Raw genomic sequence first — 24,381 nt, 5'->3', positions numbered from 1 at the left:
GCCCCAGTCTCCCAAACCTCCCGCGCCCCGCCGACCCGACCCCACCATTTGTACGACTGCGCACCTTTTGTTCCTCGCGAGTAAAATCGGCGGCACCGGACAGGAGTGCCGGTGCGGGAGCTGGTTCGGCCCGAGCGACCACGGCACGGAGGGTGACCCATGGGGTTCCTGGACAATCTGAAGGCCCGGCTGGGACCGGCGAAGGAGAAGGTCGGCGACAAGGTCGGGGACCTCGCACAGCAGCACGGGGGCAAGATCGGGCAGGGCCTGGACAAGGCCGCCCGCACGGTCGACGAGAAGACCAAGGGCAAGTACAGCGACAAGATCCAGAACGGCACGCAGAAGGCGAAGGACACGGTGGACCGCCTCGGCCACAAGGACGCGCAGGGCCCGGGCCCGACGACGGGCTTCGACGGCACGGGCGGCACGCCCCCGCCGCCGGCCCACTGAGGCCGGACGACACAGCCGGACGCAACAGCCGCAACAGCCGCAACAGCCGACGGCACGACCGTACGGCGCGCCGGTACGGAAGATCAGAAGGACGGCCGCGGGGCCCGGCTCCGCGGCCGTCACCCGTTTGCGGAGCCCGTACGGGTGACGTGGCGGCCGACGGGAGTGCTTCGGCCCGCGACGGGCTCAGGACCAGGCGGCGACGGTGTAGCCCACTCCGTACGGCGCGTCCTCGTACAGCGGCCGGCCGCGCAGGCCCGCCCCGTCCGCGGCGCCGGCGAGCACCTGCCAGGGGGCCCGCCCCGCCGCCTTCAGGGCGTACGCGAGGGGGGCGTCGATTTCCGCGAGGGCCCGCACGTCCGCCGCGCCCAGGGCCCGCGCGGCGGCGGCGTCGAATCCCTCGGCGCGGGGGTCCAGATAGCCGGGCGCCTTGACCGTGCGGCAGGCACTGCCGTCGCCCATCACCAGCAGGGCCACCCGCTCGGCGCGCTCCGCCAGGCCCCGTCCGGCCTCGGCGCAGCGCTCCGGGGAGAGCGGTTCGCCGACACCGAGCCCTTCCACCGGGGACGCGGTCCAGCCGGCCGCCGCGAGCAGCCAGGCGCCGACGGCGAGCGAGGCGGGCAGCGGACGGGAGGGCGTGCCGTCGTCAGGGGTGGCACCGGCAGAGGTGCCGGTGCCGAGGCGGACGCCGAGGTCGACGCCGAAGCCGCGGAAGTCCCCGGCGGCCCCCGCGGGGAAGGTGCCCCGCTCGCCCTCCGCCGCGGGCCCGACCACGATCAGCAGATCGGGGCGGGCCCGGGCGAGGTCGGCGAGGGCCTCGGCGCAGGCGGCCCGGACCGGGTCGAGCTCGGGGGCGGCCCCGGCGGCGACCTCGGGGACCAGCAGGGGCGGGCAGGGGCTCACGGCGGCGGCGACAAGCATGCCGGTCAGCGTACTGGCCGCTCCCCGGTCGATGAGGGACAGGGCCCGCTCCCCCACCGGTGAGCGGGCCCGGTCGGCGAACCCCGGGCAGGGCCCCGGAGACGGGTCAGTCGCAGCCGCAGCCCGGCGCGGAGCCGGCCGGCAGCGGAGCCGGGGCACCGATGGTGGGCAGGCCCAGCATCACGCCGGCGGGCTTGGCCGCCGCGGCGGCGTTCCGCTTCTCCCAGGCGTCGCCGGACCGGGTGGAGCGCACGGCGAGCGTGGCGCCCTCGGCGAGCAGGTGGTGCGGGGCGGCGTAGGTGATCTCGACGGTCACCACGTCACCGGGGCGCACGGTGCCCTCCGGCTTGGTGAAGTGGACGAGGCGGTTGTCGGGGGCGCGGCCGGAGAGCCGGTGGGTCGAGCCGTCCTTGCGGCCCTCGCCCTCCGCGACCATGACCTCCAGGACGCGTCCGACCTGCTTCTTGTTCTCCTCCCAGGAGATCTCCTCCTGGAGGGCGGAGAGGCGCATGTAGCGCTCCTGCACGATCTCCTTGGGGATCTGCCCGTCCATGTCGGCGGCCGGGGTCCCGGGGCGCTTGGAGTACTGGAAGGTGAAGGCGTTGGCGAAGCGGGCCTCGCGCACCGCGTGCATGGTCTGCTCGAAGTCCTCCTCCGTCTCGCCGGGGAAGCCCACGATGATGTCGGTGGAGATGGCGGCGTCCGGCATCGCGGCGCGCACCTTCTCGATGATGCCGAGGAAGCGTTCCTGCCGGTAGGAGCGGCGCATGGCCTTCAGGATCGAGTCCGAGCCGGACTGCATCGGCATGTGGAGCTGCGGCATCACGTTAGGCGTCTCGGCCATCGCGGCGATCACGTCGTCGGTGAAGTCGCGGGGGTGCGGCGAGGTGAAGCGGACGCGCTCCAGGCCCTCGATCTTCCCGCAGGCTCGCAGCAGCTTGGAGAACGCCTCGCGGTCGCCGATGTCGGAGCCGTAGGCATTGACGTTCTGGCCGAGCAGGGTGATCTCGGATACGCCCTCGGCGACCAGTGCCTCGATCTCGGCCAGGATGTCGCCGGTGCGGCGGTCCTTCTCCTTGCCGCGCAGGGCGGGCACGATGCAGAAGGTGCAGGTGTTGTTGCAGCCGACCGAGATGGAGACCCACGCGGCGTAGGCCGACTCGCGGCGGGTGGGGAGCGTGGACGGGAACGCCTCCAGGGACTCGGCGATCTCGATCTGCGCCTCTTCCTGGACGCGGGCGCGCTCCAGCAGCACCGGGAGCTTGCCGATGTTGTGGGTGCCGAAGACCACGTCGACCCACGGGGCCCGCTTCACGATGGTGTCGCGGTCCTTCTGGGCGAGGCAGCCGCCGACCGCGATCTGCATCCCGGGGCGCTTGGTCTTCATCGGGGCGAGTCGGCCGAGGTTGCCGTAGAGCTTGTTGTCGGCGTTCTCACGGACCGCGCACGTGTTGAAGACCACGACGTCGGCGTCGCCGTCGGCGTCCTCGGGGGCACGGACGTAACCGGCGTCCTCCAGCAGGCCCGACAGCCGCTCCGAGTCGTGGACGTTCATCTGGCATCCGTACGTACGGATTTCGTAGCTCTTGAGTTCTTGAACGTCCACTGCGAGGCTCCGGTCGCTGCTGCTGGTCATCCCTCAAGGGTAGGCGCTCCGGGAAAGCCCCCTCCCCGCTCCCGTTCGCGGGCGGCTCTGGTCAGCGCGGGCCCCGGGCTGGCAGGATCGCGGCCATGTCCCCGACCGGCCCGTCCCCCGCCCGCCGCCGCCTGCTGCGCGCGGGCGGCGCCTCGGCGGTCTCGCTGGGGCTCCTGCTCTGGTGGGCGCTGCCGCTCGACAGCCCTTCGCCGAGCGGTTCCCTCGTCTTCTCCACCGGCGTACGGACCGGGGTCTACCAGCTCTACGGGGAGCGGCTCGAAGGGGCGCTGGCGACGGACATGCCGGGGGTCTCCATACAGCTGCGGACCAGTCAGGGCTCGCAGCAGAACATCGAGCGGGTCGCGGCGGGTGAGGCGGACTTCACCATCGCCACCGCCGACTCCGTGGCAACGTACCTGCGGAGCGGCAGGCCCGGGGCGCGGCGGCTCCGCGGCTGCGTCCGCCTCTACGACGACTACGTGCAGCTGATCGTGCCCCGCTCCTCCTCCGTGCGGAGCGTCGCCGACCTGCGGGGCAAGCGGGTGGGCGTCGGGCAGCTCGGGTCCGGGGTGAAGCTGGTCGCCGACCGGCTGATGACCGCGGCCGGCGTCGATCCGGCGAAGGGGGTCATTCCGGTGACGGCCGGGATCGACACCATGCCCTCGCTGATGGTGGAGGGGAAGCTCGACGCCTTCTTCTGGTCCGGCGGGCTGCCGACCAGCGCGGTCCAGCAGCTCTCGCGACGGACCGACGTCCGGCTGGTACCGCTGGAGGGCGAGCTGATCCGCCGGCTCCAGGCGGCGGGCGGTTCGACCCGCTACTACCGTGCGGCCGTCATGCCCGCCGACGCCTACCCGGACGTGCAGCGGGGGCAGTCCGTACCCACGATCGCCGTCGCCAATCTGCTGGTGACCACGGACCGGACGGACACGGCGATGACCGAGGCGTTCACCCGTACCGTCATCAACAGCCGGGACCGGATCGGGCGGGAGGTGCACTCGGCGCAGCTGGTGGACCTGCGGACGGCCATCTACACCGATCCGCTGCGGCTGCACGACGGCGCCCAGGAGTACTACCGGTCGGTCAAGCCGTAGCCGCGGAGTCCGGGCCGGCCCCGTCGACGGACCGCCCGGTCAGACGTGCGGGGCGTCGCGCGGTACGGACACCGTGACCCGCAGGCCGTGGGGGTCGTTGCGGCCGTAGCCGATCGTGCCGCCGCCCGCCGCGAGCAGCACCCGCGAGATGGACAGGCCGAGGCCGGAGCCCCGGACGTTCTGGTGGCGGTTGCTCCGCCAGAAGCGGTCCCCCACGCGGGCCAGTTCCTCGTCGGTGAGTCCGGGGCCCCGGTCGGCGACCACGACGGTGGAGACGGTGCCCTCGGCGGCGACCGACACCGTCACGTCCTGGCCGGGCGGGGTGAACTTCAGCGCGTTGTCGATCACCGCGTCCAGCGCGCTGGAGAGCGCTATCGGGTCGGCCCAGGCGGTGACGGCCGGGGCCCCGTCCTGGGTGAGGCCCACGCCCTTCCCGTCGGCGACCGGGTGCCAGGCCGCGACGCGCTCGGCGGTGAGGGCGGCGACGTCGGTGAGGGCGAGGTCGGCCTCGGCGTGCTCGGCGAGTGCCAGGTCCAACAGGTCGTCGAGGACCTGGGCCAGCCGCTTCCCCTCCAGCCGCACCGAGGCGATCTCCTCGTTGCCTTCGGGGAGTTCGAGGGCGAGCAGCTCGATCCTCAGCAGCAGTGCGGAGAGCGGGTTGCGCAGTTGGTGGGAGGCGTCCGCGACGAACGCCCGCTGCTGTTCGAGGACTTCTTCGACGTTGTCGGCCATCTCGTTGAAGGAGCGGGCCAGTCTGCGGAGTTCGGGAGGTCCGCCGCCCTCGACCACACGGGAGCGCATCCGGCCGCGCGCGATGTCGTGGGTGGCTGCGTCCAGGGTCCGCACGGGGAGCAGCACCCAGCCGGTGAGCCGGAACGCCGCCCCGACCGCCACCAGCATCGCCGCCGCCTCGCCGAGGGCGATGATCAGCCAGCCGTGCTGGATGCGGGCCCGCATCTCGTCGGTGGGCGAGTCGATGACGACGACGGCGACGACGTCCCCGTCGCGCACGACGGGCGAGGCGACGACGATCCGGCCGCGCTGCCAGGGCCAGACCTGGGGCGGATCGTGGGAGCGGCGGCCGAGCAGCGCCTCCTGGAAGGCGGCGCGGCCCTCGCCCTCCCGGGGCAGGTTCCAGGTGGAGGGCGCCTTGGCGAGGTAGCGGTCGTCGCGGTAGAAGATCCCGGCCCGGATGCCGTACACGGTGGCGTAGGCGTCGAGATCCGCCTGGAGGGTGCGGCGGCGTTCGTCGTCGGGGGCGACCGGTTCGCTGATGAACTGGGCGAGTGCGGCGAAGCGCGCGGTGTCGTCGATCCGGTCGATGACGACCTTCTGCTGCTCGGCGCCGGCCACGCTCACCGCCAGGGGGAAGCCGAGCGCCAGCAGCACGGCGGCCATGAGCACGATGAGCAGGGGCAGCAGACGGGTACGCACCGGAGCGGCGGGTCCTCAGGCGGCCGGCGGGACGAGCCGGTAGCCGACCCCTCGCACCGTCTCGATGAGTGCGGGCAGCCCCAGCTTGGCGCGGAGCGAGGCGACGTGCACCTCCAGCGTCCGGCCGGTCCCCTCCCAACTGGTCTGCCACACCTCACTGATGATCTGCTCGCGCCGGAACACCACGCCGGGGCGCTGGGCGAGGAGGGCGAGGAGGTCGAACTCCTTGCGGGTGAGCGGGACTTCGGTGCCGTCGACACTGACCCGGCGGGTGGGCAGCTCGACCCGTACGACTCCGAGCAGCAGCGCGGCGAGCGGGATCGGCGCGGTGTCCTCGCCGCCGGTGGTGCGGCGGGCGACGGCGTGGATGCGGGCGAGCAGTTCGCCGGTGTCGTAGGGCTTGGTGACGTAGTCGTCGGCGCCGAGGTTGAGTCCGTGGATGCGCGAGCGGACGTCGGCTCGGGCGGTCACCATGATGACGGGGGTGGAGGTGCGCTTGCGGATCCTGCCGAACACCTCGTAACCGTCCTGGTCCGGCAGCCCGAGGTCCAGCAGGATGACCCCGAAGGGCTCCCGCTCGGCGGGGAGCAGGGCGCGCAGGGCCTCCTCGCCGCCGCGGGCGTGCACGACCCGGAAGCCGTGGCGCGCGAGCACGGCGGACAGGGCCGCGGCGACGTGGTTGTCGTCCTCGACGAGCAGCAGTCTCACTGGCCCTCCTCTCCGTGTCCGCCGGTCGTGGTCCCCGGGCGCCGCCTGAAGGAAAGCCTCCCCCTTCCTGGCGGGACAGGCTTTACAGGGCGTCACCCCAGGAGGAGACGATAGACGGCGTTCGCTCCCCCGGCACGCCCCGCGGGACCTGCCACCGGACTCCGGTCCGCCTCCCCGTGCCCTCCTGGGCATCAACGCCGACGCGCGGGATCCAGTCAAGTCCCGGCCCGTTACGACGGGGTTTCCGTTACCGACCCGGTACGCCGGCGTGCACGGGGCGCCCGACCCCTTCACACCGGGTATCCGGGGAATGCCGGATCGTTATCCTCAATTCTCCCTCAGATCTACTGACGGTCATCGCGCTGCGTCACTAGTGTCCTAGCCACCCGAGGAGGACGGAGCAAGAGCCGATGAGCGGAGTTTCAGTGACGAAGGCCGCCGAGAATGCCGCACCCGAGGCCGACGACCTCGTCGTACTGAGCGACGTCAACAAGCACTTCGGCGCGCTGCATGTGCTCCAGGACATCGATCTGACCATCGCCCGGGGCGAGGTCGTGGTCGTCATCGGACCGTCCGGGTCCGGCAAGTCCACACTGTGCCGCACGATCAACCGCCTGGAGACGATCGATTCGGGGTCGATCACGATCGACGGACGCCCGCTTCCCCAGGAGGGCAAGGAACTTGCCCGGCTGCGCGCCGATGTGGGCATGGTCTTCCAGTCGTTCAACCTCTTCGCGCACAAGACCGTGCTGGAGAACGTCATGCTGGGCCAGGTCAAGGTCCGCAAGACCGACAAGAAGGCCGCGGAGGAAAAGGCCCGGACCCTGCTCGACCGGGTCGGGGTGGGCGCGCAGGCGGACAAGTACCCGGCCCAGCTCTCCGGCGGCCAGCAGCAACGCGTCGCCATCGCACGGGCGTTGGCGATGAACCCGAAGGTCATGCTCTTCGACGAGCCCACGTCGGCGCTCGACCCGGAGATGATCAACGAGGTCCTCGAAGTCATGCAGCAGCTGGCCCGGGACGGCATGACGATGATCGTCGTCACCCACGAGATGGGCTTCGCCCGCTCCGCCGCCAACCGTGTCGTCTTCATGGCGGACGGAAAGATCGTCGAAGAGGCCACGCCCGACCAGTTCTTCAGCAACCCCCGCAGCGACCGGGCCAAGGACTTCCTGTCGAAGATCCTTCACCACTGACGACAACGACCGACGACAGAAGGAAAGTTCAGATGCAGCTCCGCAAGTCGGCCGCCCTCGCGGCCATCGCCGTCATCGCTCTGACCGCCACCGCCTGTGGGGGCAAGGAAGGCTCGGCCGGGGACAAGCCCGCGGGCACCAAGCCCGGCGCCTCCGACGCGCCCGCCCTTCCCACGTACACCGTCGCCACCGGGGTCGACCTGGACTCGCCGGCCTTCAAGGAGGCGAAGAAGCGCGGCAAGCTGATCATCGGCGCCAAGGCCGACCAGCCGTACCTGGGCTTCGAGGACCAGTCCACGAAGGAGCGCTCCGGCTTCGACATCGAGATCGCCAAGATGATCGCCGCGGACCTCGGCTTCTCGGACAAGCAGATCGAGTGGAAGACCGTCGACTCCGGCATCCGTGAGACGGCGATCTCCAAGGGCCAGGTCGACTACTTCGTCGGTACGTACACGATCAACGACAAGCGCAAGCAGCTGGTCGGCTTCGCGGGTCCGTACTACAAGGCGGGCGCCGACCTGCTGGTGCGCTCCGACGAGAAGGCCATCACCGGCACCGACACGCTGAAGGGCAAGAAGGTCTGCTCGATCGTGGGTTCCACCCCGCTCCAGGAGATCAAGAAGCCCGAGTACGGCGCGAGCGTCGTCGAGCTGGCCAAGTACTCGGACTGCGTGCAGCAGCTGCTGACCAACCAGGTCGACGCGGTCACCACCGACGACTCGATCCTCAAGGGTTACGCGGCCCAGAACCCCAAGAAGCTGAGGGTCATCGGCAAGCCCTTCACCGAGGAGCCCTACGGCGTCGGCCTGAACAAGGACGACAAGGTGCTGCGCGACGCGATCAACGACTCGCTGGAGAAGCACATCCAGGACGGCTCGTACAAGAAGATCTACGACGCGACCCTCGGTCTGTCCGGCTCGGCGTACACCGCCCCGCCGGCCATCGAGCGCTACTGACGGCGCGCCGCCCGGCGTCACTTCCCCGACGCCGGGCGGCCCCGCCCGCCCGACCTGCCCCGTACGCCCGATGCCGCTGACAGCCGACGCGGAGACCTCATGAACGTACTGCTCGACAATTTCCCGGAGTTCCGCGACGGCTTCATAGGCACGGTGTCGATCACCGCCGTCAGTTCGGTCATCGCACTGGTGCTCGGCGTCGCCATCGCCGGCATGCGGGTTTCACCGGTGCCGCCCCTGCGGTTCTTCGGCACGGCCTGGGTGACGCTGTTGCGCAACACCCCGCTGACGCTGCTCTTCCTGATCTTCTTCTTCGTCGTGCCGCAGGTCTTCTTCTCGGGCCTGAGCCCGTTCGTCCTCGGCTCGCTGGCGCTGGGCTTCTACACCTCGTCGTTCGTCTGCGAGGCGGTCCGCTCCGGCATCAACACCGTGCCGCTGGGCCAGGCCGAGGCCGCCCGCTCGATCGGCATGTCCTTCCCGCAGACCCTGCGCCTCGTTGTCCTCCCCCAGGCGACCCGGTCCGTGATCCCGCCGCTGAGCAGCATCTTCATCGCCCTCACGAAGAACTCGGCCATCGCCGGCGCCTTCAGCGTCGCCGAGCTGTTCGGCTGGCAGAAGCTGATGAGCGACCGCGGCTACGCGATCACGCCCGTCTTCATCTGGGTCGCCCTCGGCTACCTGGTCGTCACCTTTGTCATCAGCGGTCTCTTCCGGCTGCTGGAGCGCCGTATGGAGGTCGCCCGATGAGTGCCAGCGTTCTCTACGACGCGCCGGGCCCGAAGGCCACCGCCCGCAACCGCGTCTACGCGGTGGTCGGCGGCGTCGCCATCGCGGCGCTGATCATCTTCGCCGTCAAGCGGCTGTCGGACACGGGCAACCTCGATTCCGGCATGTGGGACATCTTCAACTACGCGGGCATCCGGCAGAACATCGCCGACGCGGTGCTCGCCACGCTGAAGGTCTTCGGCCTGGCGGCGGTCGGTTCGGTCGTCCTCGGTGTGGTGCTCGCGGTCGGCCGCCTCTCCGACCACCGGCCGGTGCGCTGGCTCGCCACCACCTTCATCGAACTGTTCCGCTCGATCCCGCTGCTCATCACGATCTACGCGATCTGGGTCGGCTTCCTGACCGACTACTCGATGTGGGCGCTGGCGCTCGGCCTCTCCGTCTACAACGGCTGCGTCCAGGCCGAGGTGCTGCGGGCCGGAATCAACTCGGTCCCCCGGGGCCAGAGCGAGGCCGCGTACGCGCTGGGCATGAGCAAGACCCAGGTGATGCTCGGCGTACTGATGCCGCAGGCCGTACGGGCGATGCTGCCGACGATCATCAGCCAGCTGGTGGTGACCCTCAAGGACACCTCGCTCGGCTACATCATCCTGTACCCGGAGCTGCTCCAGACCGCGCGGCTGATCGCCTCCAACACCCTGGTCGACGGCAAGTACCCGTACGTCTCGACGATCGTCGTCATCGGCACCATCTACGTGACGATGTGTCTGCTGCTGTCGGCGCTCGCGACGTGGATCGAGCGGCGCGGGCGGCGGGCCAAGACGGGCATCGCCGTGGCGTCGGCCGCTCCGGCCGCCGGCATTGACGCGCCCGTCGCGACCGCCACCGTCCCGGCCGCCCGGCCGGGGGGCGCAGGGGGCGCTGACCTCGGGCCGGCCGACGGCGCCGTCGCGAAGACGGTCGCGACCGACGGGACCGGGGGGACCGAAGGGAACACCGGGACCATCGGCAAGTCCTGACGGACCGCCCGGAGCAAGGAGCATTCGAGGCAGCGGCGCATGCGCCGCTGCCTCGCTCGCTTGACGCGGGCACCCCCAGTGGGTTGCATACGTTCTGTGATCACGCACCGGACTTCGACCGCTTCGACTACCAGGTTTCGCATGACCGTTCGGGCCGGAGGGTACGCACCGTGGACCCGGTGATCGTCGTCGGCACCGGGCCCGTCGGTCTGACGCTCGCCCTCGCCCTGGCGGCGCACGGCGTGCCCTCCGTCCTCCTCGACGAGGGGCTCGGCAAGGACGAACCGCGCCCCGCCCGCACGGTGGTACTGCGCGAGGACACCGCCGACCTGGTCATGCGGCTCGGCTGCGCCACTCCGGACCGCGCGGCGCTGAGCTGGTCGGGCTGGCGTTCGCTCCGCCGGAACCAGCTGGTGCGTGAGGTACCGCTCGGCGAGGGCCCGGACAGCGGATCGGCGCCGGCGCCCGTCCACCTGCCGCAGCACGCACTCACCCGGGGGCTGCGGGCCGCCGTGGCGGCGCACGAGCTGATCCGGCTCGTGCCGCTCAGCCGGGTCGACACCCTGGAGCAGGACGCGTCCGGCGTGACCGTGCACACCAAGGACCCCGACGCGACCTGGTGGCGCGGAAGTTACCTGGTCGGATGCGACGGAGCGCGTTCCACCGTGCGCAAACTCCTGGACGTCAGGTTCCCGGGCCGGACCGCCGTGGAACGCCACGCCGTCGCCGCGTTGCGGGTCGAACTCCCCTGGCCGGGACAGGCCGTGCTGCACCGTCAACCGCCGTGGCGCTCGGTCGGCTCCGAGGTGACGGCCCGCCCGCTGCCGGGCGGGGTCTGGCGGCTCGACTGGCTGCTCCCGGCGCAGGGAGAACTGGTCACGCCCGAGGCGCTGATCGCCCGCACCCGGGAGACGCTGGCCGGCTGGTGCGGGGAGACCCCGCCCTACGAGCTGCTGGACACGGGTGTCCACACGGTCCACCACCGGCTCGCGCTGCGCTGGCGGGTCGAGCGGGCGTTCCTCGCGGGGGACGCCGCCCATCTGCTGGGCGCGCTGGGCACCCAGGGCGTGGACGAGGGCCTGCGGGACGCCGAGAACCTCGCGTGGAAGCTGGCCCAGGCCTGGCACCACGGAGCGTCCGAACTGCTGCTCGACAGCTACCAGGCCGAACGCCGGGCCGCCGTGGCCGCCCGGCTGCGCGCCGCCGACCAGTCGCTGCCGATACTGCGCGGCGGAGGCGGCCTGCGGACCCTGGTGGCGGGCGGCGCACGCGGGCACGACACCCTCTTCTTCGACGCACATCTCGGGTACGGCCCGCTCGGCGCGCCCCCTTCGTACACGCACTCCCCCCTCGCACCACAGCACGCCCAGGCGCACGTCCCGGTCGGTACGCCCCCCGGTGCGCCGGTCGCCGAGGTGCGAGCAACCGCTCCGGACGGAACATCCGTACGACTGCGGGCCCGGCTGGGACGGGGCCGGTTCCTCGTGGTGCTGGTCGCCCCGGGCACGGGCGTCTGGGACCGACGGCACTGGATGACGGCGGGTGTGATGCCACGCCTCGCGGAAGCCGTGCGCGCCCTTCCGGTGGAGAGCGAACTCCTCGTCACGGAGAGCTATCCCGGGGCGGGGGCCCACGCGGTTCTGCTGATCCGGCCGGACGGACATCTGGTGGCCTCGTTCGCCGGGGTGCGGCCGGCGGAACTCTTCGCCGCGGCGGACGCCGCACGGGGCGGTCCGCCCGGCACGCCCGGCGCTTCCCCGGCGGACGACGACTCGCCCCCGCGCGCCTCCACGCGCTCCGAGAGGGCCGCCACACTCAATTGACCCGCGTGAACACGCGTGGTGTACTCCAGAACATGACCGACGACACCTGCGTACGCCTGTGGCGGAGGGTCCACATGGACCTCGTCCGCTACGCGGGCTGCGTGTGTCGCCCTTCCTGCTGACTCGCCTTCCCTCGCCGTGCCGTGCTGCCTCCGCACCGGCACGCGCCTCCACGCGAACTCTCAGGACGGTCATCGTGTCTGCGCTCTCCGCCTCTTCCGTGCCCGCGGCCTCCCCGGCGCCGGCGGCTGCCTCCGTACCCGACGTTTCCCTCGAAGCCCTCGAAGCCCCCGCCCTCCCGATCGAAGCCTCTGTGGCGACCGCGCCGACGGTGGCGGAACTGCTCGAATTCGCCCGCCGGACCGCGGCCGACGCCGAGTTGATCGCCTCCCTGCCGCTCGACCCCGAGGGCCGCACCTGGGTGCGGCTGGACGGGCCGGCGGGCAGTGAGGCGTGGCTGATCGGCTGGCCGCCGGGCACGGGTACCGGCTGGCACGACCACGCGGACTCGGTCGGCGCCTTCCTCACCGCTTCCGGCGCCCTGAAGGAGCACTCGCTGGCCGCCCGGCTGCCCACCGACGGGTGGAAGACGCTGGAGCTGAGCGAAGGGATCGACCGGAGCCGCGAGTTGACGGCTGGTCAGGGACGCGCTTTCGGCCGCCACCATGTGCACGAGGTGCTCAACGAGTCCGCCACCGAACACGCCGTCTCCGTGCACGCGTACTATCCGCCGCTGCCCCGCATCCGCCGCTACAGCCGTTCCGGCGCAGTGCTCCGGCTGGAGCAGACCGAGATTCCGGAGGACTGGAGTTGAGCGAGCACGAGAACGTCCGCACGGCCTGGGGCGGCGGCTCCGCCTCCGGGCCGGTCGGTATCGACGAGTTCCTCGACCGGGTACGGGAGGACTTCGAGCGGATCGGTCCTGAAGAGGCCGCGGCGGAAGCCGCCCGAGGTGCTCTGCTGGTCGACATCCGCTATGCCGCCCTACGCGAACGCGACGGCCTGATCCCGGGTGCGCTGGTCGTCGAACGGAACGAACTGGAGTGGCGGCTCGACCCCTGGGGCAGCCACCGCGCGGAACAAGCGGTCGGCCACGACCTGCGGATCGTGATCGTCTGCAACGAGGGATACGCCTCCAGCCTCGCGGTGGCCTCCCTGCACCGGCTCGGCCTGACCCGCGCCACCGATCTCGTCGGCGGCTTCCAGGCATGGCGGGCGGCCGGCCTCCCGGTCACCGCCCCCGCCGCCGCCGCCGCCGAGTGACAGTACGCGGATGAACGTACGCGGATGAACATACGCGTCCGAAGTTGGCGCTCCGTGGGGCCGGCCCGACCTGTGGCCAACGGTCCGGCCCCACGACGCAGGTCCCACGACTTTCGGGCCCGACGGCATTCAGGTCCGACGGCATTCGGGTCCGACGGCATTCGAGCCATCTGCGGCGGAGAACTGCACGCGCGCTGGAAGGTGGGCCGTGGCCCTTCCGACCCGAGGGGTAACGGCCCGCACCACGCTCCGGCCGATGACGCCCCGCCTCGGTGTACCGCCCGTTGGGCCGCTCGCCGGTTCGCACCGCGCGGGCCCCCGTTCGCAGGCACGCCGCTCCCGGGCCTACCCGAACGGCCGCTCCCCGGTGGAGCCGTCCCCGCGCAGGCCCGACATTCGCCTCATGCACCACGAGGCGAACGTGTACGGAGATGGCCCGCTGATGGACATGGACTCCCCCGTCCTCACCCCGGACGAACTCGACCTCCAGGCGTCCCGCCTCCAGGAATCGGAGACCTGGCGGCGGATCGTCACCGGCTGGGACCGCTCGGCCCCCGAACCCGTACCGCTCCGCCCGGCCACCGGACCCGCCGACGCGCCCACGACCGCTCCCGACCTCGGCACCGGCCCCGCGCCCGCCCCCGCCTTCGCCGACGGACTCCCGACGCGGTCACCGGAGCAGTGGCGCGGCCTTCTCTCCGTACCCGTCGATCAGCTCGTCGCGGACTCCCTGCGTGCCCTGCCCGCCGCGTCCCCCGCCGAGCGGCGTCTTCCCGGACGGTTCGGCGCGATGCTGCCGGACCGGCTCCACTCCTGGCGGCGCATCGGCCGGGGCGACGTACGCCCCTCGGTCCACCTGGCGTACGCGCGGCTGATCCTGACGGAATGGGGATGGCAGAACACTCCGTACCGGCTGCGCAACGCCCGTGGCGCCCGGTGTGTGTGCGGGGCGATGCTCACGGCTCACCGGCTCGGCTACGGCTCCGCCGACACCGTGGACCGGGCCGGGGCGTGGATGATCACCGAGCTGCGCTCGCAGGGCTGGACCGATCTGATCGGCCCCTGGAACCGGGCACCGGGCCGCACCGCCTCCGACGCTCTCGCCCTGATCGACGCCACCATCCGACGCGCCTCCCTGGCCGGCCACTGATCGTCGGCCGGGCCTCGGCAGCCGGACCTCGGCAGTGGGGTTCGGCAGCCTGCATCCGCACCACCACGGAACGCTTCGACGCGTCACCGCGTGCATCAACAAGGGCCAAGCCTGCTCGGCGCACGTCAGAACGGCTCGTCCAGACCCTCCGTGTCCTCCCCCTCGGCCTCCAGCGCCTGGCGCACCACGCGGAGTGCCATGCCTTCTCCGTACCCCTTGCGGGCGAGCATGCCCGCGAGACGGCGCAGCCGCTTGTCCCGGTCGAGCCCTCGTGTGGACCGGAGCTTGCGCGCGACCAGTTCGCGGGCCGTCTCCTCCTCCTGCTCGGCGTCGAGCTGCCCGACCGCCTCGTCGATCACCGCCGAATCGACGCCCTTCGTGCGGAGTTCACGGGCGAGTGCCCGGCGTGCCAGGCCTCGGCCGTGGTGCCTGGACTCCACCCAGGAGTCCGCGAACGCCGCGTCGTCGATCAGCCCCACGTCCTCGAAGCGCGACAGCACTTCCTCAGCCGCCTCGTCGGGAATCTCCCGCTTGCGCAGCGCGTCCGCGAGCTGCTTGCGGGTGCGTGGGATCCCGGTGAGCAGGCGCAGGCAGATGTTGCGCGCCTGCTCCACCGGGTCTCGCGGCTCCCCCGTCTCGGCCCTCGACGAGGAAGGGGAGCCGCTGCTTCTGGAACGGGAGCGACGGCTCCCGCCTTCGCCGAATCCCGCACCGCCGCCGAATCCCGTCCCCGGGCCCGCCCCCCGACGGGCTCCGGAACGAAACTCCGCCTCGGTGTCCGACTCCGGACCCGCCCCCGGTCCGCCCGCATGCCGCGGGTGGGGCTCCGCACCGAATCCGGTGGCCGGCTCCGACCACTCCGTACGCCGTGTCACGGGACTAGCTCTTGGCCGCCGCAGCGGTCTTGGTGGCCTTGGCCTTGGCCGCCGCAGCCGTGGTCGCCGGCTTCGCGGTGCTGTCGGCCGCTCCTGCGGTCGTGGCGTCCGCCGCGTCCGTACCGGCCGCCGGAGCGTCGCTCTCCGGGCGGACACCGACGCCGAGCTTCTCCAGGATCTTCTTCTCGATCTCGTTGGCGAGGTCGGGGTTGTCCTTGAGGAAGTTCCGGGCGTTCTCCTTGCCCTGGCCGAGCTGGTCGCCCTCGTACGTGTACCAGGCGCCGGCCTTGCGGACGAAGCCGTGCTCCACGCCCATGTCGATCAGACCGCCCTCGCGGCTGATGCCCTGGCCGTAGAGGATGTCGAACTCGGCCTGCTTGAACGGCGGCGCGACCTTGTTCTTGACGACCTTGACACGGGTACGGTTGCCGACCGCGTCGGTGCCGTCCTTCAGCGTCTCGATGCGGCGGATGTCGAGACGGACCGAGGCGTAGAACTTCAGCGCGCGGCCACCGGTCGTGGTCTCCGGGGAGCCGAACATGACGCCGATCTTCTCGCGGAGCTGGTTGATGAAGATCGCGGTCGTCTTGGACTGGTTGAGCGCGCTGGTGATCTTGCGGAGCGCCTGGCTCATCAGACGGGCCTGGAGACCCACGTGGGAGTCACCCATCTCGCCCTCGATCTCCGCACGGGGCACCAGGGCCGCCACGGAGTCGATGACGATCAGGTCGAGCGCGCCGGAGCGGACCAGCATGTCCACGATCTCCAGAGCCTGCTCGCCGTTGTCCGGCTGGGAGAGGATCAGGTTGTCGATGTCGACGCCGAGCTTCTTGGCGTACTCCGGGTCGAGCGCGTGCTCGGCGTCGATGAACGCCACCTGGCCGCCGAGCCGCTGCGCGTTGGCCACGGCGTGCAGGGTCAGGGTCGTCTTGCCGGAGGACTCCGGGCCGTACACCTCCACCACGCGGCCACGCGGCAGACCGCCGACGCCGAGGGCGACGTCGAGCGCGGTGGATCCCGTGGGGATCACCTCGATGGGTTCGTTCGGCCGCTCGCCGAGGCGCATGACCGCGCCCTTGCCGAATTGGCGCTCAATCTGTGCGAGAGCGGCGTCCAGCGCCTTCTCGCGGTCGTTGCCTGCCATGGGTTCCACCCGATTTGCTTGAGTCGATCGCTTCACGTCAAAGACGCTAACCCCTGCCACTGACAATGGGCCTCGACGTCCTCCCGGCCTGTGGAAAACTCCACGGCCGAGCCCGGGAAACCCGGGCCTCGGATGCCATGAGAATGGATGTTCGATTTTGGTGTCAAGCGCACCACGCCGCCCGCCGCGACCCGTCCGGGGCCGCCCCGCACCACGACGCGCCGCCCGGAACCCCGCCGCCCGCCACCGCCACGCGGGGCACGTCTCGGCGCCGCCCGGCCGTCGGGGACCGTGACCGAAGTCATGCCACGAGGCCGCACCGTCCGGTATCGCATCCGACATCGCATCCGACTCTGCCCTACACCTCCACCCGGCGCGCCAGGCCGTCGAGGATGAGGGCGAGTCCGGCCTCGAACGCCGACTCGTGGCCGATCACGGGCACACCGGCCGGGAGGTCCGCGCTGCCGCCGGGCACGCTGTCGGCCTGCTCCTCCAGGACGCTGCCGACCGTGAAACGACCGGCGGCCAGCATCGCCGTCTGCGCGTCCCGCTCGGGGACGCCCGAGGTGGTGAGGAAGTCCATTTTGACGCGGATCCGGTCGATATCCCCGGTGGGAGTACTGCCGGCGTGCAGCCGTGCACCGTCGCGGCGCAGCAGCAGGGTGCGCCGGAATCCTCGCGTGTTGTCGAGGAACCAGGCCCGCCAGTCGTCACCGGCCCCTGGCAGCGGCGCCGTCGTGTGGGGCTCCATGGCGGCCGTCGCCATGGCGTCGAGGAGCTCCCTCTTGGTGCGGAAGTGCCAGTAGAGGGAGGGCTGCTCGACCCCGAGTCGTTTCGCCAGCCGCCTGGTGCTGACGGCGTCCAGCCCCACTTCGTCGAGGAGGCCGAGCGCCTCGGCGACGACGGTCTCACGGTTCATCTTGGTCACGTTGACAATCTATCGCCGATAGATGACTCTGACGAAAAACCATTCACCGATAGATTCTGGAGTGACGGCCATGACACGGGCATCGGGAGCACGTCCCCTGCGGGTCCTCGTCGTCGGCGGCGGGATCGCGGGCCAGGCAATGGCCCACTGGCTCGTCCGCGGCGGTCACCGGGTGACCGTCGCGGAACGCTTCCCCGCGCTGCGGGCCACCGGAGCCCAGGTGGACCTCCGCGGCCAGGGCATCGAGGCGGTCGAGCGCATGGGGCTCCTGGACGCGGTCCGCGACAAGCTCGTGGACGAGCCGGGTGTCGCCTTCGTGGATGCCCGGGGCCGGGCCAGGGCGACGATCATGGCCAACACCTCCGGCCGGGGCCGGCAGACCCTGACGTCCGAGTACGAGATCATGCGCGGCGACCTGGTCCGCGTCCTCTTCGACGCGACGAAGAAGGACGCGGAGTACGTCTTCGGCCTGAGCGTCGACGGTTTCGACCAGGACGAGCAGAAGGTCGTCGCGCGTTTCTCCGACGGATCGTCCCGGGAGTTCGACCTCCTGGTCGGCGCGGACGGGCAGGGTTCGCGCATCCGGCGGGCGATCCTCCCGGACGGCTTCGACCCGTACTGGCGGGTCGGCATCCACATGGCGTACTGGTTCGTCCCGCGCATCGCTTCCGACCGCGACATCCGGGACACCTTCATGGTCCCGGGCGGTCGCCAGATCATGCGCCGCAGTCACAACGCGACCGAGACGCAGGTGTACTTCGCACTGCGGGAGGAGTCCGAGGAAGCCTCGGCGATCCACCGGGAGCCCGTCGGACGTCAGCAGGAGTTCTGGGCCGGCAGGTTCCGCGACGCCGGCTGGCAGACCGAGCGCTTCGTCGACGGCATGCGGACGAGCCCCTTCTTCCACTCCCAGGAGATCCTCCAGGTACGCACCGGCACCTGGTCGAAGGGGAACGTGGTGCTGGTCGGCGACGCCGCCCACTGCGCCTCCCCCTACAGCGGCATGGGCGTCTCCGGCGGTCTCGTCGGCGCGTACGTCCTGGCCGGCGAGATCAACCGGCACCCGGGCGATCTGCCGACCGCGCTGGCGAACTACGAGAGCGTGCTGCGGCCCTTCGTCGACAGGATCCAGGCCGAGGTGAACCCGCGCGTCCTGCGCGTGGGCCTGCCGATGTCCCAGGGGGCGATCGACGCCTTCCGGGCCGCCACCGCGCTGGCCTGCAGGCTGCGTGTCCCCGAGTTCGTCGCACGCTGGTCGAAGGAGGACCGCGGCGGCGGCTGGCGGCTCCCGGAGAGCCCGGTGCCGTTGAGCACCGCCCGGTAGGCGGGGGCCGGGGGCGGCGGAGACGAGGAGGGCGAGCCTCGCGTCTCCCTCGTACCCACTCCGTAACGATCACGCCCGGGGCGCGCGTTCGGCGCACCTGGCGCTGCATGCTGATCGGCGCAAGCGAACACACGTCGGCCGGCGGGCACGGTCGACCGGAGTCCCGGGGGACGCGATGCGCACCTTCCGCACGACCGCACGTCGCACCCGGGAGCTCGGCGCCCTGGGGCTTGCGGCCGTGGCGCTGCTGGCGGCCACGACGGCCTGCGGGCCGGGCGGCGAGGAGGCGGGCGGCTCCCCGGCGTCGAAACCGTCGAGACCCGGCACCTCCGCGCCCGCCGCGTCCCGGACGAGCGGTTCCGGGACACCCGACAGCGCTCCGGGCGACGGCGAGCCCAGTGCGTACGACGGCACCTGCACCGACGCGAACACCGACGTGACCATGGAGTTCGCCCGGTCTCCGCAGGAGGACGACGCGAAGTTCCTGCTGGTCGCCACCAACATCGGCGACCGGCCGTGCACGCTCTACCACTATCCGGTGATCACCTTCGGCGACGCGCGGTACGTGCTGCCGGCCCTCAAGGACTCCGCCCGGCGGACCCCGGTGGCCCTGGAGCCCGGCCAGAAGGCGTACGCCGGCCTGCTCGCCCGCCAGAGCAACAAGGAGACCAGCACCCCCGAGACGACGATCGTGCTCGGGCCGCCGGGCCGGACCGTCGCCCCCGGGGGCACGGACGAGGGCGCGCTCCTCCAGCTTCCCGGGGAGGGAGAGGTGTACGTGGACCGGATGGCCCGGGTGACCTACTGGCAGAACGACACCGAGAGCGCCGTGAGGCCGCTCTTCGCGCACTGATCCGGCAACGGGCTCGGCGGGTTGCGGGGCGGGACGCGGACGGCGGGTCGCGGGTTGCGGTTGCGGGTTATGGGTTGTGGGGCAGGACGCGGACGGTGCGCCGGCTACCGCCGGTCCTGGTCCCCGTGCCCCGTACCGTCGCTCTCGTCGCCCGTGCCTCCGGATCCGCCGGAACCGTCCGGACCTGTCACCTCGCGCGCCCCGCTCGCGCGCCGGTCGCCGCCGGAGTGCGGGCCGGGCGCCCGGCCCGCCCTCTGTACCAGCCGCCGCGCCCGTGTCCAGACGGGTTCGGCGCGCTGTCGGCTGCTGCCGCCGCCCACCCGGGGATCTTCGGTCACCGCGTACCGCTTGACGTACGCGCCGAGGAAGGCCTGGAGCGTGGCCACCGCCGGGATGGCGATCAGCGCGCCCACCGCGCCGAGCAGGGCCGTGCCGGCGATCACCGATCCGAAGGCCACCGCCGGGTGGATGTCGACGGTCTTCGAGGTCAGCTTGGGCTGAAGCACGTAGTTCTCGAACTGCTGGTAGATCACGACGAAGCCGAGCACCCACAGCGCGTACCAGGGATCGACGGTGAACGCGATCAGCATCGGCAGGGCGCCCGCGAGGTACGTGCCAATGGTCGGGATGAACTGGGAGACCAGGCCGACCCACACAGCGAGCGCCGGGGCGTAGGGCACGCCGAGCACGACGAGCAGGATGTAGTGCGCGATGCCGGAGATGAGCGCCATGAGACCGCGCGAGTAGAGGTAGCCGCCGGTCTTGTCGACCGCGATCTCCCAGGCCCGCAGCACCTCGGCCTGGCGGGAGGGCGGCAGTACGGAGCAGAGCGCGCGGCGCAGCCGGGGCCCGTCGGCCGCGAAGTAGAAGGAGAACAGGAAGATCGTCAGCAGCCGGAACAGGCCTCCGAGCACGGTGGTGGAGACGTCGAGCACTCCGGTCGCGCTGTTCTGCACGTACTTCTGGAGCCAGTCCGAGTGCAGCAGGCTGTCCTGGACCTCGACCCGGGAGAGTTCCGTGTGGAACGTCTGGTTGACCCACTTGATCACCGAATCGAGGTACTTCGGGAACTCGTCGAACATGTCCACGATCTGCCCGGCGAGCATCGAGCCCAGCAGGAAGACGAACCCGATGCCCAGGATGAACACGACGATGAACACGAGGAAGGTCGCCAGACCGCGCCGCATGCCCCGTCCGGCCATGCGGCCGACCGCCGGCTCTATGGCCAGCGCGAGGAAGAAGGCGATCAGGATGTTGACCAGCAGGCCGATGAGCTGGTCGAACGCCCAGCTTCCGAGCCGGAAGCAGGCGTAGAGCGCCAGTGCCATGACCACGGCGCGCGGGAGCCACCGGGGCATGCGCGCGGCTCCGCCGTCCACCGGGGGCTCCGGTGGCGCGGCGGGAGGGACGGGAGGCGCGGCGGGCTGCTGCGGGTTCTGCACGGTCTCGTCTGTCGGGGCCACGCCCCCAGTCTCACCTACGGTCCGGGCCGCCGGTCCCCCGGCCTGCGGCCCCCGGGCTGCCGGGGGCACCTGACGGAGTGGGCAGCCCGGGTGCGCGGTGGGTCAGCGCCGCTCGGCGGGGATGTCCATCGCCGTGCAGACGGCACGCCAGACGTCCTTCGTCTCCCACCCCGCGTCGAGCGCCTGATGGACCGTGAGACCGTCGAGCTCCGCCATGACGTGGTCACGCGCGAAGGAGTCCGCGTACCCGCCGCCGAAGTGGTCGGCCATCCGCTCCCAGAAAATCGTCAACCGCATGACCCCAGTATCCCGCTCCCGGGGTGCGGTCCGACGCGGGAGTCACCGCGGGGTGCTTTCCGCTCTACGGTCGGTCCATGCCCGGAACCGCAGCACGTCCTCTCGCCCGCGCCGAGCAGTTCATCTGGCTCACGGCCCGCGTACTCGAACAGCGGAGGTTCGCCCACGACTTTCTCGACGGAGACCCGGACGCGGTCGAGACGGCGCTCGCCGCCTATCTGAACGCGGACGGCGGCTACGGCCACGCCCTCGAACCCGATCTGCGCGGTCCGGTCAGCCAGCCCCTGCACACCGCGCACGCGCTGAGCGTCCTGGACTCCGTCGGCCGCTGCCACGGGCCCCGGGTGGACCGGATCTGCCGCTATCTGACGGCGGTCTCCACCAAGGAAGGGGCGCTGCCCGCGCTCCGTCCCTCCCAGCGCGGCTACCCCGCCGCGCCCTTCATCCCGATCGTCGACGATCCGCCCGCCGAACTGCTGACCACCGGACCGGTCGTAGGCCTGCTCCACCGCAATCAGGTCTGGCACGCGTGGCTCTTCCGAGCGACGGACTTCTGCTGGTCGGCCGTGGAGTCGCTGACGCTCTCGCATCCGTACGAGATCGAGGCGGCGGTCGCCTTTCTGGACGGCGCGCCGGACCAGGAGCGGGCGCGGGCGGCGGCCCGGCGCCTGGGCCGGCTGGTGCGTGACCAGCGCCTCGCGGTGCTGGACCCGCGCCGGCGCGAGGAGTACCCCCTTGCGCCGGGGTACGCGCCGGGTGAGTACCACTTCCCGTACGACTACGCCCGTACGCCCGCCTCGCTTGCGTGCGGGTGGTTCACCGAGGAGGAGCTGTCCGACTCCCTCGACCATCTCGCGTCCGAGCAGCGCGAGGACGGCGGCTGGCCGCTCACCTGGCGGCAGTGGGCCCCCGGTACGGCTCTGGAGGGGCGCCCGCTCGTCACCCTGCGCGCCCTCCAGATCCTGCGGGCGCACGGCCGTGAACTGGGGTGACGGCCCGCCCGACCGGTGGCGCCACGTCTGGTCCGAGGGTCCGCCCGAGCGCCGGTGCCACGTTGTTCCCAGCCGGCGCCGCGTTCTATCCGAGGGCCCGCACCCCGGCGGTGACGGCGACGGCGACGGCCACGACGACCAGGAACGGCGCGCGCAGTACGAGGGCGAGCGCCGCCGCCGCGAGCCCGGCACCCCGGGCGTCGAGGACGAGACGGGCGCCGTCGCCGAACGTCTGCTGCGCGGTGAGGGCGGCGAGCAACGCCACCGGGAGCAGGGCGGCCAGCCGCTGGACGAGTGGCCGTTCCAGGACACCGGCGGGCACCAGGAGCCCGAGGAGTTTGGCGAGGTAGCAGCCGCCCGCGGTGAGCACGACGGCGATCCAGACGGTCATCGGTCGACTCCCGGAGAAGTGGTGGCGGCGTCCGCGTCCGCAGGGCCGCGTCCCCCGCGTCCCTTGAGGAAAAGCACGGCCGGGGCGGAGAGTCCGGCGAGCAGCACCGGGACCCCGGCGGGCAGGACGGGCAGCAGCCCGAGGGCGAGGACGACGGCGAGCGCTGCCGTGATCCGTTCCGTGGTGCTGGTGAGCATGGGCGCGAGCAGCGCCAGGAACACCGCCGGGCCGGCGGCGTCCAGCCCCCAGGCGTCGGTGTCGCCGAGCTTCTCGGCGCCGAGCGCCCCCGCGAGCGTGGTGAGGTTCCAGAGCACGTAGAGCGAGGCGCCGGTGACGGTGAACCCGAGGCGGGCGGCCCGGCGGGTGGGCTGGGCCAGGGTGACGGCGGTGCTCTCGTCGATCACCCAGTGCGCGGCGAGCGGGCGCAGGGCGCGGGGCAGGGCGAGCAACTGGGAGAGGCGGAGCCCGTAGAACGCGTTGCGTACGCCGAGGAAGAAGGCCCCGGCCGCCGCGGTGTACGGGTTGCCGCCCGCCGCGAGGGCTCCGACCAGGGCGAACTGCGAGGCGCCGGTGAAGACGAGGAGGCTGAGCGCGCAGGTCTGGAGCAGGGTGAGTCCGGCTCCGGCGGAGGTGACGCCGAAGGCGAAGCCGGAGAGCCCGACGGCCACGCCGACGCCGAGCGCGTCCCGGACGACGGCCGCGTCGGTCTTCGTCGCACCGGGGCCGTCGGGGGTGCCGGAGGGAGCGATTCCGCTGTCCGGGCCGACGGTGGAAAGGGGCGGGGGAAGGGGCTCGGGAAGAGCTGTGGGGAGGGGTGTCGTCTGTTCTGCCACGTCCGCGACCCTAGGGGCGGGGGCGGGGCCCGGTCTTGTACGTTCTTGCGCGTTCGCGCTGGTAGGCGCCGGGTGGCACGCCCACGATCCGGGTGAAGTGCCGGTTCAGATGGGGCTGGTCGGTGAAGCCCACCGCGGCGGCCGCCGCGGCGGGCGGCACCCCCGCCTCCAGCAGCCCGCGCGCCCGCCGCACCCGGGCGTTGGTGAGCCAGGCGTGCGGGGGCATTCCGTACCGCTTCTTGAAGGCGCGCAGCAGCGCGAACGGGGTGGCGCCGACCTCCGCCGCGAGCGCCTCCAGGGTGGGCGGCGCCGTCAGCCGGTCCTCCAGTACGGCCCGGGCGAGGCCCGCCGCGCGGGCACCGGCGGTGAGGGAGGGGGCGGGTGACAGCAGGCCGCCGTGCCGGCCGAGCAGGCGGGCGAGCACGACCCGCAGCAGGGTGTCGGCCGCGAGGGCGTTGCCCTGTTCGGCGGCCCGGTGCACCTCGTGTATCAGCCGGCCCGCCTCGGGGTCGGACGTGCAGGAGGTGTCGAAGCCGACCGTGCCCCGCAGGTTGGTGACCTCGGCCGCCACCGCGTCCACGGCGCGGGCGGACGGGTAGAGCGTGGCGTACGCCCAGCCCTCCGGGGCCCCGGCGCGGGCGGTGTGCGGCACCTCGGGGTTGATCATCACGACGCTGCCGGGACCCGCGTGCAGGGTGCCGCGGGGCAGCCCGACGTCCTCCACGCCCCGGGTGACGGCCGCGACGACGTACCCCTCGTGGCTGTGGCGGGGGAAGGCGTGGCGAACGTAGTGGGCCCGGAGCAGGTCGAGGCCGGGCAGGGCGGCGTACTGCCAGTGCCTCGCCCATTCCCTCGTCGCCGGATCTCCCTCAGGACCTGCCGCCATACCGGCATTCTCGCAGGTCCGC

At 72.0% G+C, this 24,381-nt stretch carries 26 protein-coding genes; 14 read left to right on the top strand and 12 right to left on the bottom strand.

What is annotated here, in order from left to right; genetic code table 11:
- Window positions 1-159 precede the first annotated feature (159 nt).
- A complete protein-coding gene (locus OG599_RS25845; protein WP_327178344.1) occupies window positions 160-450 on the top strand; it encodes an antitoxin in 291 nt (96 codons plus the stop codon).
- Window positions 451-636: 186 nt separating this feature from the next.
- On the opposite strand, the gene OG599_RS25840 is transcribed toward OG599_RS25845, so the two are convergent.
- Window positions 637-1,371, bottom strand: coding sequence for a class III extradiol dioxygenase subunit B-like domain-containing protein (locus OG599_RS25840; protein WP_327178343.1), 735 nt, complete (start codon window positions 1,369-1,371; stop codon window positions 637-639).
- 106 nt (window positions 1,372-1,477) lie between these two features.
- A complete protein-coding gene (gene miaB / locus OG599_RS25835) occupies window positions 1,478-3,007 on the bottom strand; it encodes a tRNA (N6-isopentenyl adenosine(37)-C2)-methylthiotransferase MiaB (RefSeq protein WP_327178342.1) in 1,530 nt (509 codons plus the stop codon).
- A gap of 95 nt (window positions 3,008-3,102) precedes the next feature.
- Between miaB and OG599_RS25830 the strand changes: the two genes are divergently transcribed.
- Window positions 3,103-4,101, top strand: a complete 999-nt coding sequence (locus OG599_RS25830) for a TAXI family TRAP transporter solute-binding subunit (protein WP_327178341.1) — start codon at window positions 3,103-3,105, stop codon at window positions 4,099-4,101.
- Between the two features lie 39 nt (window positions 4,102-4,140).
- Here the strand turns inward: OG599_RS25830 and OG599_RS25825 are convergent, their stop codons facing one another.
- Window positions 4,141-5,535: a sensor histidine kinase gene (locus tag OG599_RS25825; RefSeq protein ID WP_327178340.1), complete on the bottom strand. Its 1,395-nt coding sequence runs from the start codon at window positions 5,533-5,535 to the stop codon at window positions 4,141-4,143.
- A 15-nt stretch (window positions 5,536-5,550) separates the two neighbouring features.
- Complete coding sequence (locus tag OG599_RS25820) at window positions 5,551-6,243, bottom strand: response regulator transcription factor (RefSeq protein ID WP_327178339.1); 693 nt, start codon at window positions 6,241-6,243, stop codon at window positions 5,551-5,553.
- 410 nt (window positions 6,244-6,653) lie between these two features.
- Between OG599_RS25820 and OG599_RS25815 the strand changes: the two genes are divergently transcribed.
- The 9 genes from OG599_RS25815 (at window position 6,654) to OG599_RS25780 (ending at window position 14,373) form a co-directional block, all read left to right on the top strand.
- Window positions 6,654-7,439 carry an amino acid ABC transporter ATP-binding protein gene (locus OG599_RS25815; protein WP_327178338.1) on the top strand — a complete coding sequence of 262 codons (786 nt, stop codon included), beginning with the start codon at window positions 6,654-6,656 and terminating at the stop codon, window positions 7,437-7,439.
- A 32-nt stretch (window positions 7,440-7,471) separates the two neighbouring features.
- Window positions 7,472-8,395 carry a glutamate ABC transporter substrate-binding protein gene (locus OG599_RS25810; RefSeq protein WP_327178337.1) on the top strand — a complete coding sequence of 308 codons (924 nt, stop codon included), beginning with the start codon at window positions 7,472-7,474 and terminating at the stop codon, window positions 8,393-8,395.
- Window positions 8,396-8,494: 99 nt separating this feature from the next.
- Window positions 8,495-9,142, top strand: coding sequence for an amino acid ABC transporter permease (locus OG599_RS25805; protein ID WP_327178336.1), 648 nt, complete (start codon window positions 8,495-8,497; stop codon window positions 9,140-9,142).
- Complete coding sequence (locus OG599_RS25800) at window positions 9,139-10,137, top strand: amino acid ABC transporter permease (protein ID WP_327178335.1); 999 nt, start codon at window positions 9,139-9,141, stop codon at window positions 10,135-10,137. The genes OG599_RS25805 and OG599_RS25800 overlap by 4 nt, the downstream gene beginning before the upstream one ends.
- Window positions 10,138-10,307: 170 nt before the next feature.
- Window positions 10,308-11,960 carry an FAD-dependent monooxygenase gene (locus tag OG599_RS25795; RefSeq protein WP_327178334.1) on the top strand — a complete coding sequence of 551 codons (1,653 nt, stop codon included), beginning with the start codon at window positions 10,308-10,310 and terminating at the stop codon, window positions 11,958-11,960.
- Between the two features lie 32 nt (window positions 11,961-11,992).
- Window positions 11,993-12,082, top strand: coding sequence for a putative leader peptide (locus OG599_RS35510; protein WP_328719044.1), 90 nt, complete (start codon window positions 11,993-11,995; stop codon window positions 12,080-12,082).
- 179 nt (window positions 12,083-12,261) lie between these two features.
- Entirely contained in the window at window positions 12,262-12,774 is a 513-nt protein-coding gene (locus tag OG599_RS25790; protein ID WP_327180193.1) for a cysteine dioxygenase, read from the top strand.
- Window positions 12,771-13,223 carry a rhodanese-like domain-containing protein gene (locus OG599_RS25785; protein ID WP_327178333.1) on the top strand — a complete coding sequence of 151 codons (453 nt, stop codon included), beginning with the start codon at window positions 12,771-12,773 and terminating at the stop codon, window positions 13,221-13,223. The genes OG599_RS25790 and OG599_RS25785 overlap by 4 nt, the downstream gene beginning before the upstream one ends.
- Window positions 13,224-13,671: 448 nt before the next feature.
- On the top strand, window positions 13,672-14,373 hold the full coding sequence (locus OG599_RS25780; protein ID WP_327180192.1) for a DUF6197 family protein: 702 nt from the start codon (window positions 13,672-13,674) through the stop codon (window positions 14,371-14,373).
- Window positions 14,374-14,498: 125 nt separating this feature from the next.
- Here OG599_RS25780 and recX read toward each other — a convergent pair whose 3' ends face one another.
- The 3 genes from recX to OG599_RS25765 all read right to left on the bottom strand — a co-directional run bounded on the left by recX (window position 14,499) and on the right by OG599_RS25765 (window position 17,311).
- Entirely contained in the window at window positions 14,499-15,248 is a 750-nt protein-coding gene (recX, locus tag OG599_RS25775; RefSeq protein ID WP_327178332.1) for a recombination regulator RecX, read from the bottom strand.
- Between the two features lie 4 nt (window positions 15,249-15,252).
- Window positions 15,253-16,392 carry a recombinase RecA gene (recA, locus tag OG599_RS25770; RefSeq protein ID WP_327178331.1) on the bottom strand — a complete coding sequence of 380 codons (1,140 nt, stop codon included), beginning with the start codon at window positions 16,390-16,392 and terminating at the stop codon, window positions 15,253-15,255.
- Between the two features lie 358 nt (window positions 16,393-16,750).
- A complete protein-coding gene (locus OG599_RS25765; protein ID WP_327180191.1) occupies window positions 16,751-17,311 on the bottom strand; it encodes a TetR family transcriptional regulator in 561 nt (186 codons plus the stop codon).
- Window positions 17,312-17,390: 79 nt separating this feature from the next.
- Here OG599_RS25765 and OG599_RS25760 point away from each other — a divergent pair, with 79 nt between their 5' ends.
- Entirely contained in the window at window positions 17,391-18,644 is a 1,254-nt protein-coding gene (locus tag OG599_RS25760; RefSeq protein ID WP_327178330.1) for an FAD-dependent monooxygenase, read from the top strand.
- Window positions 18,645-18,819: 175 nt separating this feature from the next.
- Window positions 18,820-19,497 carry a DUF4232 domain-containing protein gene (locus OG599_RS25755; protein ID WP_327178329.1) on the top strand — a complete coding sequence of 226 codons (678 nt, stop codon included), beginning with the start codon at window positions 18,820-18,822 and terminating at the stop codon, window positions 19,495-19,497.
- A gap of 104 nt (window positions 19,498-19,601) precedes the next feature.
- Here the strand turns inward: OG599_RS25755 and OG599_RS25750 are convergent, their stop codons facing one another.
- A complete protein-coding gene (locus OG599_RS25750) occupies window positions 19,602-20,855 on the bottom strand; it encodes an AI-2E family transporter (RefSeq protein WP_327180190.1) in 1,254 nt (417 codons plus the stop codon).
- A gap of 207 nt (window positions 20,856-21,062) precedes the next feature.
- Window positions 21,063-21,257 carry a DUF3046 domain-containing protein gene (locus tag OG599_RS25745; protein ID WP_327178328.1) on the bottom strand — a complete coding sequence of 65 codons (195 nt, stop codon included), beginning with the start codon at window positions 21,255-21,257 and terminating at the stop codon, window positions 21,063-21,065.
- A gap of 77 nt (window positions 21,258-21,334) precedes the next feature.
- On the opposite strand from OG599_RS25745, the gene OG599_RS25740 reads away from it, so the two are divergent.
- Entirely contained in the window at window positions 21,335-22,249 is a 915-nt protein-coding gene (locus OG599_RS25740; protein WP_327178327.1) for a hypothetical protein, read from the top strand.
- 85 nt (window positions 22,250-22,334) lie between these two features.
- On the opposite strand, the gene OG599_RS25735 is transcribed toward OG599_RS25740, so the two are convergent.
- Genes OG599_RS25735 through OG599_RS25725 form a run of 3 tightly spaced genes read right to left on the bottom strand, consistent with a single transcriptional unit; the run spans window position 22,335 to window position 24,359 of the window.
- Window positions 22,335-22,640, bottom strand: a complete 306-nt coding sequence (locus tag OG599_RS25735) for an AzlD domain-containing protein (protein ID WP_327178326.1) — start codon at window positions 22,638-22,640, stop codon at window positions 22,335-22,337.
- A complete protein-coding gene (locus tag OG599_RS25730; RefSeq protein ID WP_442809545.1) occupies window positions 22,637-23,473 on the bottom strand; it encodes an AzlC family ABC transporter permease in 837 nt (278 codons plus the stop codon). Before OG599_RS25730 ends, OG599_RS25735 begins: the two co-directional genes overlap by 4 nt.
- A gap of 10 nt (window positions 23,474-23,483) precedes the next feature.
- Window positions 23,484-24,359 (bottom strand): AraC family transcriptional regulator, encoded by an 876-nt coding sequence (locus tag OG599_RS25725; protein ID WP_327178325.1) that lies wholly within the window; start codon window positions 24,357-24,359, stop codon window positions 23,484-23,486.
- Between the last annotated feature and the right edge of the window lie 22 nt (window positions 24,360-24,381).

The sequence above is a fragment of the Streptomyces sp. NBC_01335 genome (assembly GCF_035953295.1).
In the GTDB taxonomy this organism is placed as follows: Bacteria; Actinomycetota; Actinomycetes; order Streptomycetales; family Streptomycetaceae; genus Streptomyces.
The sequence above is the reverse complement of the archived record's forward strand: the minus strand, read 5'-3'. Positions and strand labels throughout refer to the sequence as shown.

Coding starts and splice junctions, on each gene's coding strand:
- OG599_RS25845 (WP_327178344.1), top strand. CDS start 160: ATGGGGTTCCTGGACAATCTGAAGGCCCGGCTGGGACCGGCGAAGGAG.
- OG599_RS25840 (WP_327178343.1), bottom strand. CDS start 1,371: ATGCTTGTCGCCGCCGCCGTGAGCCCCTGCCCGCCCCTGCTGGTCCCC.
- miaB (WP_327178342.1), bottom strand. CDS start 3,007: ATGACCAGCAGCAGCGACCGGAGCCTCGCAGTGGACGTTCAAGAACTC.
- OG599_RS25830 (WP_327178341.1), top strand. CDS start 3,103: ATGTCCCCGACCGGCCCGTCCCCCGCCCGCCGCCGCCTGCTGCGCGCG.
- OG599_RS25815 (WP_327178338.1), top strand. CDS start 6,654: ATGAGCGGAGTTTCAGTGACGAAGGCCGCCGAGAATGCCGCACCCGAG.
- OG599_RS25810 (WP_327178337.1), top strand. CDS start 7,472: ATGCAGCTCCGCAAGTCGGCCGCCCTCGCGGCCATCGCCGTCATCGCT.
- OG599_RS25805 (WP_327178336.1), top strand. CDS start 8,495: ATGAACGTACTGCTCGACAATTTCCCGGAGTTCCGCGACGGCTTCATA.
- OG599_RS25800 (WP_327178335.1), top strand. CDS start 9,139: ATGAGTGCCAGCGTTCTCTACGACGCGCCGGGCCCGAAGGCCACCGCC.
- OG599_RS35510 (WP_328719044.1), top strand. CDS start 11,993: ATGACCGACGACACCTGCGTACGCCTGTGGCGGAGGGTCCACATGGAC.
- OG599_RS25780 (WP_327180192.1), top strand. CDS start 13,672: ATGGACTCCCCCGTCCTCACCCCGGACGAACTCGACCTCCAGGCGTCC.
- recA (WP_327178331.1), bottom strand. CDS start 16,392: ATGGCAGGCAACGACCGCGAGAAGGCGCTGGACGCCGCTCTCGCACAG.
- OG599_RS25765 (WP_327180191.1), bottom strand. CDS start 17,311: ATGAACCGTGAGACCGTCGTCGCCGAGGCGCTCGGCCTCCTCGACGAA.
- OG599_RS25760 (WP_327178330.1), top strand. CDS start 17,391: ATGACACGGGCATCGGGAGCACGTCCCCTGCGGGTCCTCGTCGTCGGC.
- OG599_RS25755 (WP_327178329.1), top strand. CDS start 18,820: ATGCGCACCTTCCGCACGACCGCACGTCGCACCCGGGAGCTCGGCGCC.
- OG599_RS25750 (WP_327180190.1), bottom strand. CDS start 20,855: ATGCCCCGGTGGCTCCCGCGCGCCGTGGTCATGGCACTGGCGCTCTAC.
- OG599_RS25745 (WP_327178328.1), bottom strand. CDS start 21,257: ATGCGGTTGACGATTTTCTGGGAGCGGATGGCCGACCACTTCGGCGGC.
- OG599_RS25740 (WP_327178327.1), top strand. CDS start 21,335: ATGCCCGGAACCGCAGCACGTCCTCTCGCCCGCGCCGAGCAGTTCATC.
- OG599_RS25735 (WP_327178326.1), bottom strand. CDS start 22,640: ATGACCGTCTGGATCGCCGTCGTGCTCACCGCGGGCGGCTGCTACCTC.
- OG599_RS25725 (WP_327178325.1), bottom strand. CDS start 24,359: ATGGCGGCAGGTCCTGAGGGAGATCCGGCGACGAGGGAATGGGCGAGG.